The organism is Bombella saccharophila (genome assembly GCF_026385475.1).
In the GTDB taxonomy this organism is placed as follows: domain Bacteria; phylum Pseudomonadota; class Alphaproteobacteria; order Acetobacterales; family Acetobacteraceae; genus Bombella; species Bombella saccharophila.
The window spans coordinates 714,976-727,044 of the sequence record NZ_JANIDW010000001.1; the positions used below are offsets into that span (position 1 = coordinate 714,976).

Genomic DNA, 12,069 nt, shown 5'->3' on the forward strand with positions numbered 1-12,069 from the left:
TAACAAAGTAACGTACCCGCAGCCTTATCCGCCAGAATAACACTGGGACAATAAACATCATCTAACCCCATGGTGCTGAAACATTTAAGGAGACAGCACCATGCCATCCCATGCTGGCCTTACATCCTCTGGCAATAAACGGCAAAGGGACTCATAATCCATATCCGGCCCCATATGGGTCAAGACTGTATGACGAGGGCGGAGTTGTTCACGCCACTCCAACACGCGCCCTACCCACCCATGAGAGGGATGAGCCTTCCGTTGAAAGCACCCTACCACCCACATGGATAGATTCTGCAAAACCGTAAGGGATTCAGGGGGAAAGCTCTCGACATCAGTGCAATAAGCAAAATCCCCTACCCTAAGGCCGAGGCTCCTCGTCCAACCATGCTTCTGCGGGAAGATATGGCCTGTTAAAGGGCCAAGACTAACGGGGCCATAATCTGGGACCTCTCGTACGTCAAAAGCCGGGCAATAGAAATTACCGCCCTCCCACGGGCGAAAAGCGTAAGAGAAACGCTGCCGCAATTCACTCAATACCGCCTGGCTCGCTAACAGTTGGATGGGACGGCCAATCACGCGATTCACCGCCCGTAATTCATCTAACCCTGCGATATGATCACTATGTGCATGGGTGTAAAAGACTGCATCAATATGTGTCAGCCCATTATGAAGCATCTGCTGGCGGAGGTCTGGCCCGCTATCGACTAACAGACGAAACCCCTCATGCTCTATCACAATAGAAGAGCGCAACCGATAATTCCGCTGATTAGCAGGGTCACACACGCCCCATATCCCCGTAGCAGCTCCTTCAGCACCCCCAATCATCGGGACACCGGCCGAGCCACCACAACCGAGGATTGTCACCTTCATGCAGCACTCTTTGTAAAAAGACGCTGCGTATTAGCCCGCGTCACTGCCGCAAGCTGCTCCATCGTCATCCCACGCTCCTCAGCCAAACGCTGCGCCGTATGCACAACATAACCCGGCGTATTGGGCTTGCCACGCTTAGGCACAGGGGCCAAGAAGGGGCTATCAGTCTCCACCAAAAGCCGATCTTCAGGGGCATGACGCGCGACCTCGCGGATTTCCTCGCATTTTTTAAAGGTCAAAAGACCAGAGAAGCTAAGATACCCCCCCAACGCCAAAGCCGCCTCAGCAAGCTTCGCCCCAGAGGCAAAACAATGAATTAAGAAAGGGAACGCCCCTTTCTCATGCTCATCCTGCAAGATAGCAATCGTATCATCATCAGCTTGGCGCGTATGAATCACCAACGGCAAACCCGTTACCCGCGCGGCCTCGATATGACGGCGAAAAGAGGCTTGTTGCGCAGGCTTCACCGCCTCTGTCCCGTGGAAATAATCCAACCCAGATTCCCCAATCGCCACAACTTGCGGGGCCTCAAGGGCTGTGAGCATCTCATCAAGACTAGGGAGGGCCTCCTCATGGGCATGGTCGGGATGTGTCCCCAACGCACACCACACACGCAGCTCCGGGCTATCATGCGCGGTTAAAGCCAGTTGGCGCGCCCGCTCTGACCAGCGCGTGCCAATCGTAATCATCCCCGCTAACCCATGATGCCGCGCAAACTCCAAAGCGGCTGGCACGTCCTCTAGCCGGTCCAAATGGCAATGGGTATCAATCAGCCCCTTCATGCGCCTTTTTCATCCTCCACAAAGCGCGGGAATAGCCCTTGCGGTTTTGGCAACACCCGCCCGCCGGGGAGGGGTGTTTCCAACGCTTTAAAACAACGCTCAGCCTCCTCAACCCCTAGCTGGTCGAGCATCTTCGCCATCGTATCAGGCATATAAGGTTGGAGCAAAGTCGCCACTGTGCGGATAACATCGACCAACACGCGCAATACATCAGCCATGCGGGCGGGATTTTCCTTCTTCAACACCCAAGGGGCTTGCCTATCAATATACGCATTCGCCTCACGGATGAGTTTCCAAATCTCCTCCAACGCATCACTAATGGCCAAACGCCCGATATAATCACGCGTCATAGAGGGCAGAAGGCTGGCTTGTGCTAAAATATGCTCATCATCTTCCTGCAATGCGCCACGCTCTGGCAACACACCATCAAGATTACGCGCAATCTGGCTGAGTGTTCTTTGAGCAAGATTGCCGAGGTCATTGGCTAATTCGACATTCATCCGCGTAATGAGCGACCGGCGGCTAAAGTTAGAATCCCCTCCAAAGGGGACTTCCCGCATTAAAAAGAAGCGCAGCTGGTCTAGCCCGAACTCATCAGCAAGGGCTTTGGGGTCCAACACATTACCAAGCGATTTGCTCATTTTCTCGCCTTCAACGGTCCACCATCCATGGGCAAAGACACGCTTAGGCAAGGGCAAACCTGCGGCCATGAGGAAGGCAGGCCAATAAATGCAATGGAAGCGGATAATCTCCTTACCCACCACATGCACATCCGCTGGCCAATGCACATGCCGCGGGTCCTTCATATCAGGATAGCCCACGGCGGTGAGGTAATTCGCCAAAGCATCGAACCACACATACATGACATGGTCCGCATCGCCGGGTACCTCAATGCCCCATTTAAAGCTCGTCCGGCTGATGGAGAGGTCCCGCAGACCCTGCTTTACAAAGCTAATCACTTCTCGCTTTGGCCCATGAGGGCCGATAAAGTCGGGATTCTCCTCATATAACGCCAATAATTTGTCTTGGAAGTCAGACAGGCGGAAGAAGTAAGAAGGCTCCCGCACCCATTCTAGCGGAGCCCCAGAGGGAGCTGTCCGGCTGCCATCGGGATGTTTGGTAATCTCATCCTCGCCCACGAACATCTCATCGCGTGTGGAGTACCACCCCTCATAAGCATCCAAATAGATATGGCCATTTTCCGCCACTTTTTCCCATAATGCTTGGGCGGCCTTTTTATGGCGCGGCTCTGTCGTGCGGATGAACTCATCAGTCTGCACCGCCATATCACGCTGCATCTGACGGAAGCTTTGGGAGATACGATCAGCAAACTCTTGCGGCGGAACAGACTGCGCTTTTGCGCTTTGCTCCACCTTTTGACCATGCTCATCCGTCCCGCTGACAAACAACACCTCTTGGCCATCTAACCGATGGAAACGTGCAATGACATCACACGCAATAGAGGTATAGGCATGGCCAATATGTGGCGCGCCATTCACATAAAAAATGGGGGTCGTGATGGTAAAACGCCGCGTCATAAGCCGTCCTATCTCGCTTCAAGTCTTTATACTGCCACCTGTTATTGCCAGCCTTTAGGGGGCTAGAGCAAGGGCTTCTCGGAGTGCTTCTGCTTTATCAAGGTTAAAGCGTTCTGTCTGCTGGCGCAGTTGCGCTAGCTGACGAACACGCTCCGCCCACTCTGCGGCTTGTAGGCTGTTGCCTTCCATCGCCGCATCCCGCGCTTGCGTGGCTAAAGCCTCACTAAACAAATCACAAAAAAGAGCAAAGCCCTCCCCTTCGCGCGCAATCTGCTTAACACGCTCCCACATCTCGGAATCCATAGCCGTGCCTGCCATCACTTGCTCAACCAAGCCCGCGCATAAGCCATCACGATCTTGCGCCAAAAAGAGCGCACGCCCCGGGGAGCCATGAGCGCGGCGTAACAAATCGGCAGATATATCGGGAATCAAGGCTCGCATGGCCTGCTCATCCAAGCCAGAAAGCATTAAAGGCCGACAACGGCTCCGCAGCGTAGGCAATAACGCGCCGGGAGCTGATGTTGTCAAAAATAACACAGCCTTAGGGGGAGGTTCTTCTAGAATCTTTAACAGCGCATTCGCCGCAAAGCGATTTAAGCTCTCCACCCCATCTACAATCACAACGCGCCACCCGCCCTCTGTAGCGGTATGATGAAGAAACGTCTGTACCGGCTGGACCTCTGCAACCGTAATCTCACCCTTCAACCGCCCTTTGCGCGGGTCAATCTTACGAGCAATCTCCAACAAATCCCCATGTGTACCAGCGGAGATGCGCCGCCCGGCAGGGCTATTTAGGTCACTCCCCCCCAATAATTTACGCGCAAGATGAAAGGCCAAAGTCGCCTTCCCCACCCCTGCTGGGCCAGAAATCAACCACGCATGATGCAAACGCCCAGACTGCCACGACTCCTCAAACCGTTGTACAGCCGCTTCATGCCCCCATAAACGCGCGGCCTGTCGCGGTTCTGGCAGGCTCACGATGCTCCCCTCTTTTGGGCGAGATATTGGGTCACAACCTCATATAGACGGGCTTGTACCTCTACCTCTGAAGGCTCTGCATCCACCCGAATAATACGCTCCAAATCGCGCTCAGCCATAGCCTGGAAGCCTTCACGCACGCGCTCATGAAAAGCCACTTGCTGGCCCTCGTAACGGTCCAGCTTGCCCCCACGTTGTGCGATACGTTTATGAGCGACCTCACAAGGGAGGTCCAACCATAAGGTCAGGTCTGGCTCCCCACCAACAAGCTGACGCAACGCATTGATGAAGGCTAAAACCTCCGGCTTCTTCTGGCCTATCCCGTAACCTTGATACGCCCATGTGGAATCGTGATACCGATCACACACCACAATCTGCCCCTCAGCTAAGGCGGGGTGAATCACTTTGGCGAGATGGTCCGCTCGAGCTGCCATATGCGCCATTATCTCGGCCTGCCAGCAAAACTCCGCCTCGCCAAAAAGGAGAAGATTCCGCAAGGCTTCCGCCGCAGGGGTACCACCGGGCTCGCGTGTTTGGTAAACGCGCCATCCATCCGCCCGCAAACGCTCACTCAGGAGGTGGGATTGTGTGGTTTTACCCCCGCCTTCCCCACCTTCTAGCGTGATGAAGATACCGGGATGTTCACTCCGGTGCATGGCCAAACCGTGCCATAAGCCGCCCCACAACGCCCAGCTCTGCCACAGCCTCTACTGCGTAAAGAGGAGAATATACACGCGGCTGACCGGGCAACCCAGCCGATACATGGCCGGACTTCTGCCCTGCGACAATGGGGGCGGCAATCGGGGATGGATAATCCACGCTAATTTGCACCTTCGAGGACCAGCCAACAGGAATCGTCAAACTGACATCCTCCGCCACGGCAAGGGCCACACTACGATGCTCCCCCATCCAAACAGCGGCTTTAGGCTCGACCACCTGCCCACGGCTTAGGAACTTAACTGTCTCAAAACTAGAAAAAGCCCAGCTCATCAAACGCTCACCTTCATGAGCGCGCTCATTGGTGGAAGAAGTCCCGTTAATAGCGACAATAATGCGATTGCCATTACGTTCCGAACTCGCACAAAGCCCAAAACCGCCCGCATCTGTATGGCCGGTTTTTAGACCATCGGCCAAACCTTTATCGACAAGGACATTTCGATTGCCTTGACGAATATGATTAAAGGTAAATTCCTTCTCCCCAAAGAAATGATAATAACGGGAAAAATCATGGATAAGATGCTGCGCTAACACAGCCACATCCCGCGCGCACATATAATGACCATCCGCAGGCAAGCCGGTCACATTCATGAAATGGGAATTATGAAGGCCAATGCGACGAGCGGCCTCATTCATCAAGGTAACAAATCGTTCCTCAGAGCCAGCAATCCCCTCCGCTAAGACCACGCAAGCATCGTTACCCGACTGGATGAGCATGCCGCGGATCAAATCCTCCACGCTGACAGAACTCCCCAGCGGCACGAACATGCGCGAGCCTTCCATCCGCCACGCTTTATGGCTCACGGGGAATGTCTGCTCCATCCTAATACGACCAGAGGCAAGAAAGGCAAAAACAACATAGGCCGTCATCATCTTTGTTAGGGATGATGGCGGCATACGTTCTTCCGCATTGCGGCTGAGCAGCACGGTGTTGGTCGTACTATCAAGAATATATGCCCAGCGCGCGGAAGTCGGCATCGGTCCCATAGGGGTTATGGCATCCCCCATTGCCGAATCAGACATACTTGCTGCCTGTATAGAGGGGGAGGAGTTTTGCGCTACCGGGTGCCCCGGCTGCCCCGCCCCTTTGGCATGCCCTAGCCGTGATAATGCCAGTAAGGAACAGGCTGAAAAACCTGCCACTCCACCCATAAGAGAACGTCTTGTCTGCACGTCAATCCCCGCGCTATAGGCCCTGCCACATGGCAAAACCCTCTTTTAAGAAACCATCATGCCATACCCGGTAACACATCTTAACGGGTAATTTGATCGCCCAAAATCCCAACCGCTAATGCGTAATAATCGGACGGATTATAAGCTCGTATCGCTCGGAAATTACGATAAATAAGGAAGGCTTGTCCACCAGGCCCATCAGGTTGAAGCAAACTACCCTCAGCTTGCGGTGCTAAAAAGCCCGATGACTGCACAGGTCGTACCCCTAAAGCAGCCCACGTCCCCACGGGATGGACAGACGCATGGCGAGATTTTGTCACAGCGATTTGTTGGAAGTGCCCATGATTCCCCAAGGGAACACTCACCTCCTCTCCCCACAACTCCCCACGTTGCCAGCCAGACCGGCCTAAATAATTCGCAATAGAGGCAAAGACATCGGCCTCAGAGGTCCAAATGTCGCATTTGCCATCACCATCGCCATCAGCACCATAACGCAGATAAGCACTCGGCATGAATTGCGGCTGTCCCATCGCCCCTGCATAACTCCCCATCATACGCGCAGGGGCTATCGCTCTTTGGCCAAGAATTTGCAGGGCTTTTAACAGTTCACTGCGGAAGAAAGCGGCCCGGCGTCCATCATAAGCGAGCGTGGCAAGAGCATCGATCACATTAAACCGCCCTTGCTTAGCCCCAAAGCCAGACTCCAAACCCCATATACCCATAACGCTCGATTCATCGCAGCCAAACCGCGCAGCTAGCGCACTAACTGTGCCCTTAACGCGTTGATAAACCTGCCGTCCTTGCTCTATGCGCGATGAGCTAATGACACGCTGACGATACTGCGCCCATGTCATCGTAAATTCAGGTTGATGACGATCCAGCCGCAAAACCTCCTGATTTGGCTGAGTCGTGAGGGTAAGCGCCGCTGAAACGACATCAGAAGGCACGCCCGCTGTAAGAGCCTGCTGCTGTACCCCTTGCAAAAAGGCAGCGTACGAATCACCACGTCCCCATGCTGGTATGCTGGACGCCGCTGCCCCAAGCATTGTTGTTGTCAGGAAGCCACGTCTGCTTATTACTCTATGCGTCACCGCACTTTTCCTTCTCATGTAAGAAACCTTATTCTCACGTTCTGCGCTTGTAATAATTGCAGCACGGTCAGTTTCGTGCCACAACTCCGCTCATTCACAGTCAAGGCCGTTCTTTGTGATCCGTCTCAGTGCCATTATGGCGTCCCAGCCGCTCTGGCTGAAAGCATTTTCTATCATCCTTGGTACGTTTATCCTCGAGGATGTTGCAACCGTCTTAGCAGCAACAGCTGCTAAAAATGGTGATATTTCCATCATAGCCGCCTTATTAAGTTTGTATTTAGGGGTGATTGTGGGCGATGTAGGCCTTTATGGCCTTGGCCTAGCTGGCAGCCGATGGGTATTTCTCCGCCGTTTTCTTACCTTACCGAGTGAGGAACAAGCCCGTACATGGTTCTCGCGTAACATCATTGCTGTCGTCGCTATTGCGCGTTTTATCCCTGGTGTACGCCTTCCCCTTTACACGGCTTGCGGGTTTTTTCGTGCTCCTTTTTGTGCTTTTGCACTCACAGCCATCGCTGCGACGCTTGTTTGGACAAGTTTGCTTTTTCTTCTCTCCCTGCATATTAGCGGATGGCTCCTTGCCCATAAAAGCGGGTGGCGTTGGGCTGGGATTGCGGGTTTTGTGCTTTGTATTTTTGCAATGGGACGTTTAATCGGCCATCTTCAACGTGGAAGTCATAATTCATGACCTTTGATTCTGACCATCATACCTCTTTGTCACTATTCGAATTCTGGCCCGATAAAATCTTTTATACACCTATTGTGCTTTATTGGTTTTTTATGGGGTTGCGCTATCGTGATCTAACAATTTCTACCGCAGCAAACCCACGGATTGAGACAGGGGGACTATGCGGCGAGAGCAAAAGCTCCATTCTCGATCTCGCAGGCCCCATCGCACAACAGGTCATTGCCCCTTACCGTGTCATCCAAAATAACGCTCAGGCCTTTGAAAAAGTACTTGTCGCTTTGGATTCATTAGAAATTACCTACCCCTTCGTATTGAAGCCCGATATTGGCTGCAACGGAACGGGCGTAAAGCTCATCACCTCTCGGGAAATGCTCCAAAATGTCCTACCTCTTTTCCCTACCGGGGTGACCTTGATGGTACAAAAACTTATCACCTATCCAGCAGAGATTGGTATTTTCTATATTCGTCATCCTGATGAAGAAAGAGGACGTATCACCTCTCTTACTTATAAAGAGGCCCCCCTTCTCACAGGCGATGGACACTCCACATTAAAAGAGCTCATCCTCCAAGACCCCCGTATGGGGCAAATTCCTCAATTATATCTGCCGCGTATTAAGGGGCGGGAAAATAATATTCTTCCAGCGGGCGAGACATTGTCTTTGCTTTTTGCAGGAAACCATTGCAAAGGGTCCATCTTCCGCAACGGCAAACAAGACATCACCCCCGCTTTGGAAGAACGAATCTGCACAATTATGCGCGATATACCTGATTTTCATTTCGGGCGGATTGACCTTAAAGTCCTCTCCCCAGAAGCTCTTCGCGAAGGAAGGGATTTTCAGATCATCGAGATTAATGGTGTCGGCTCAGAGGCCATCCATATTTGGGACCGCAGGACAACCTTAGCAGAAGCCTATTCCACCCAATTCTACCATTATCGCCAAGCCTTCCTCATCGGAGCAGCAAAGAAAAAACAAGGCTGGAAGAGTACGGGCCTCCTCGGCACCTTACGTTCTTGGTTAAAACAAAGGCGCTTACTGGCGTCCTATCCCACCAACGATTAACCCGTGCCGTTTTATAGCTGCCCAGTACCGAAGATATAATTGCTGATCTGCTGCTCTAGAGAAAGAAGAGGCCTAGCATCCATAATCACAGCCCCAGCAGGTAAAGTCTGGGTCGCCTTACCAGGCATGATCTGCAAGGCATTATCCCCCCCCACGGTCGGGGCCCCAATGCCAACAGCCGTATCGGAGGGTAATTTTAAGCGGTCCTCTACAACAAATGAGACATCCACAACCGCTGTCTCTGGGTTAAGTGTAATTGCTTTTACACGCCCGACTGTCACCCCAGCGAGGTCCACATCCGCCCCCCTAGACAGACCATTAGAGGAACTAAATATGGCATGATAAGTAACCATGTGACGCCCAGGCCCCTTGAGCAGCCCCAGCCCATAGACCAAAAACACACAGGCAAGCACAAGAACACAGCTACTGGCGATAAAAGCCCCACCACGCCCTTTAACCATTGCCTGCATAGACACCTCGAAATCCCATCTCCCTTCTGCTATTATTACAGCAAGATAAGGGACTTGATAACATATAATAAATTTAGGTTATCACGTCCTTCTACGCTCCGCCAGCGGTAGGGCATATTTTCCCGCTAACCTCGTCCATTCAGCATAAATAATGGTTCCCCTATGACAATGTTTCAGGCTCTTATCCTCGCTATCCTTCAAGGTATTACGGAGCCTTTTCCCGTTAGTAGTTTGGGCCATGCTGTCATTCTTCCTGCTTTGCTCCATTGGCCCTTAGATGAACATAGCGCGATCTTTCTTCCCTTTTTGACCATGCTGCATGTTGGCACGCTGGTTGCGCTTGCCCATGTTTTTTGGAGCGATTGGCGCATGATCCTCTCTGGCCTCTTTGCACCACATCAAACGCCCCAAGCGCGCGCTCAAGCTGTACGTTTATGCGGCTTGCTCGTGGTCGCAACACTGCCAGCGGTGTTCATCGGCGGAGTATTTGAGCATCATTTCCGTCATATTTTTGCTAGCCCCCTGATGGTAGCTGGCTTTCTTACCCTCAATGGCCTTTTGCTCATCTTTACAGAAGCCATGCGCCGTCGTGCCTTACACCGCCTACATGACCACTCTAACGACTCCTCTACATTAAAAACACTAACCAATAAGGATGCTTTCATTATTGGCATCTGGCAGTGTTTAGCCCTCTTCCCAGGTCTTTCGCGCTCTGGTGCGACCATCAATGGCGGGCTTATGCGTGGGTTAGACCATCTCACTGCTGCGCGCTTCTCTCTGCTTATGGCCCAACCCATTATCCTCGCTGCTACAGCAAAAGAGGCGTGGCAACTCCGCCATGTGCATCTCACCACTATGGTGATTGAACAATCCCTCCTAGGTGCCATTGTTGCAGGGATTACGGCGTTGATCTGCTCACGTTTGCTACTGCGCTTCTTTAAAGAAGAGAGCCAACATACGCTCACTGGCTTTGGGATTTATTGTCTCATTGCGGGTATTAGCAGCGGCGTCTGGCTGTATTTTCACCCTTAAAGACAGAAAAAAGACGTCCCATAATTTACAAATCAGCTCTGACGGGCCATGAAAGAAACATTCCGGTATCATACCGTTTTTAGAGTGTCATACAGGATTCGCCTCACCCCATGCTCAGCAGTCACTATAATGAATAAAGCCCGGCGTAAAACACTTGCTCAAATACAATCCACAGGCGAGCAGCATAATCTAAAGCGCAGCCTCGGGGCCACACAACTCCTCCTCCTTGGGGTTGGCACAGCGATTGGAGCAGGGGTTTATGTCATCACCGGTACAGCTGCAGCTGAATATGCAGGGCCTTCTGTACTGCTCTCCTTCCTTATTGCCGCTGCGGCTTGCCTCTTTGCTGCTCTTTGTTATGGGGAGTTAGCTTCAACCTTCCCCGTTTCCGGCTCGGCCTATTCTTACGCTTATCTCTCTATGGGGGAGAGAATGGCGTGGGTGATCGGCTGGCTTCTCTTGTTGGAATATGGCATTGCTGGCACGGCAGTTGCCGCCGGTTTTTCGGGTTATCTCAATTCGTTATTGGAAAATTTTGGCATTCATCTTCCCGCTATTATTACCCAAACAACCTTTCAATCCATTCCACATTCTACAAATGGGCTTTTAGCTTTTCACCATAGCATTAACCTGCCGGGGCTGCTTGTTATGCTCCTTATCAGCCTTATCCTCACACGCGGGATCGAGGCTGTCGCACGGTTTAATACGGCTTTTGTCTGCATCAAAATTGCTGTGCTTGCCCTCTTTGTCGGGGTTGGAATTTTCTATATCACCCCGACCAACTGGCACCCTTTCATTCCCCCCTCGCAAGGGAACTTCCATTTCGGCATTGCAGGGATTTTTCGGGCAGCATCTATCATCTTCTTTGCTTATGGCGGCTTTGAGACCGTCTCCACCGCCGCGGCAGAAGCCCGCAACCCAACGCGTGATGTGCCTATTGGCATCATTGGTAGCCTCATTATCTGCACCATTGTCTATGTAACCGTTGCCGCTGTTCTTTTAGGAGTCGCTCCATATCACCTCCTTGATAGGGCAGACCCTTTAGCCGTGGCGACTACACTCATCCATAAACCGTGGTTAGCTTTGCTCATTAATACAGGGGCAACCATCGGGCTTTTCTCAGTCATGATTGGCTTGCTTTACGCTATTTCTCGCATGGTCCATGCCATTAGCCATGATGGCTTATTGCCACGTGTTTTCAGCATTGTGCATCCGCATTTTAAAACGCCATGGTTAGCCACATTATTGCTTGGGCTCCTCATGGGTGTCATGAGTGCCACCATGCCCATTGCCCTCCTTGGGGACCTCCTTTGTATTGGAACAACCTTAGCCTTTGCCATGGTCTGCTTTACCGTCATTTGGCAACGTAATCAGGACCCAGAGGCACCACGGCCTTTCCAAGTACCTTTTGGAGCCTTTTACATCCGTGGTATTTGGCTCGGCGTCACCCCTTTATTGGGAATTTTCTTTTGCCTTTGTATGCTAGTACCCCTCGGGCTAAACATAGCGCGCTCGACGCTTAATGGTAATCTCATCCCGTTACTCTTTTTCATCCTGTATGCCGCGCTGGGTGTATGTACCTATCTCTTTTATGGACGGCATAACTCTACTATGAACCAAAAATCACCCCATCACCCTCGTAATCATCAGCTCTGACGCCATTACT

At 52.1% G+C, this 12,069-nt stretch carries 12 protein-coding genes; 4 read left to right on the top strand and 8 right to left on the bottom strand.

Features of this window, described 5'->3' with window-relative positions; translation table 11 throughout:
* Window positions 1–84: 84 nt before the first annotated feature.
* The 7 genes from NQF64_RS03175 to NQF64_RS03205 all read right to left on the bottom strand — a co-directional run bounded on the left by NQF64_RS03175 (window position 85) and on the right by NQF64_RS03205 (window position 7,170).
* Window positions 85–873, bottom strand: a complete 789-nt coding sequence (locus NQF64_RS03175) for an MBL fold metallo-hydrolase (protein WP_266106434.1) — start codon at window positions 871–873, stop codon at window positions 85–87.
* Window positions 870–1,655, bottom strand: a complete 786-nt coding sequence (locus NQF64_RS03180; RefSeq protein ID WP_266106435.1) for a TatD family hydrolase — start codon at window positions 1,653–1,655, stop codon at window positions 870–872. Before NQF64_RS03180 ends, NQF64_RS03175 begins: the two co-directional genes overlap by 4 nt.
* Window positions 1,652–3,193 (bottom strand): methionine--tRNA ligase, encoded by a 1,542-nt coding sequence (metG, locus tag NQF64_RS03185; protein WP_155573262.1) that lies wholly within the window; start codon window positions 3,191–3,193, stop codon window positions 1,652–1,654. Before metG ends, NQF64_RS03180 begins: the two co-directional genes overlap by 4 nt.
* Window positions 3,194–3,247: 54 nt before the next feature.
* Window positions 3,248–4,165 carry a DNA polymerase III subunit delta' gene (locus NQF64_RS03190; RefSeq protein ID WP_099027257.1) on the bottom strand — a complete coding sequence of 306 codons (918 nt, stop codon included), beginning with the start codon at window positions 4,163–4,165 and terminating at the stop codon, window positions 3,248–3,250.
* A gap of 2 nt (window positions 4,166–4,167) precedes the next feature.
* On the bottom strand, window positions 4,168–4,827 hold the full coding sequence (tmk, locus tag NQF64_RS03195) for a dTMP kinase (RefSeq protein WP_266106436.1): 660 nt from the start codon (window positions 4,825–4,827) through the stop codon (window positions 4,168–4,170).
* Window positions 4,814–6,040, bottom strand: coding sequence for a D-alanyl-D-alanine carboxypeptidase family protein (locus tag NQF64_RS03200; protein WP_266106590.1), 1,227 nt, complete (start codon window positions 6,038–6,040; stop codon window positions 4,814–4,816). The genes tmk and NQF64_RS03200 overlap by 14 nt, the downstream gene beginning before the upstream one ends.
* Before the next feature lie 101 nt (window positions 6,041–6,141).
* Window positions 6,142–7,170 carry a lytic murein transglycosylase gene (locus NQF64_RS03205; RefSeq protein ID WP_407651790.1) on the bottom strand — a complete coding sequence of 343 codons (1,029 nt, stop codon included), beginning with the start codon at window positions 7,168–7,170 and terminating at the stop codon, window positions 6,142–6,144.
* Window positions 7,171–7,267: 97 nt separating this feature from the next.
* Between NQF64_RS03205 and NQF64_RS03210 the strand changes: the two genes are divergently transcribed.
* The gene (locus NQF64_RS03210) at window positions 7,268–7,840 is read left to right on the top strand and encodes a DedA family protein (protein ID WP_407651791.1); all 573 of its coding nucleotides are present in this window, start codon (window positions 7,268–7,270) and stop codon (window positions 7,838–7,840) included.
* Window positions 7,837–8,901: a D-alanine--D-alanine ligase gene (locus NQF64_RS03215; protein WP_266106437.1), complete on the top strand. Its 1,065-nt coding sequence runs from the start codon at window positions 7,837–7,839 to the stop codon at window positions 8,899–8,901. The genes NQF64_RS03210 and NQF64_RS03215 overlap by 4 nt, the downstream gene beginning before the upstream one ends.
* Window positions 8,902–8,912: 11 nt before the next feature.
* Here the strand turns inward: NQF64_RS03215 and NQF64_RS03220 are convergent, their stop codons facing one another.
* Window positions 8,913–9,371, bottom strand: a complete 459-nt coding sequence (locus tag NQF64_RS03220) for an MlaD family protein (protein ID WP_099027108.1) — start codon at window positions 9,369–9,371, stop codon at window positions 8,913–8,915.
* A 162-nt stretch (window positions 9,372–9,533) separates the two neighbouring features.
* Between NQF64_RS03220 and NQF64_RS03225 the strand changes: the two genes are divergently transcribed.
* Window positions 9,534–10,403 carry an undecaprenyl-diphosphate phosphatase gene (locus tag NQF64_RS03225; RefSeq protein ID WP_099027109.1) on the top strand — a complete coding sequence of 290 codons (870 nt, stop codon included), beginning with the start codon at window positions 9,534–9,536 and terminating at the stop codon, window positions 10,401–10,403.
* 129 nt (window positions 10,404–10,532) lie between these two features.
* Window positions 10,533–12,059 (top strand): APC family permease, encoded by a 1,527-nt coding sequence (locus tag NQF64_RS03230; protein WP_266106438.1) that lies wholly within the window; start codon window positions 10,533–10,535, stop codon window positions 12,057–12,059.
* The last annotated feature ends 10 nt before the right edge of the window (window positions 12,060–12,069 follow it).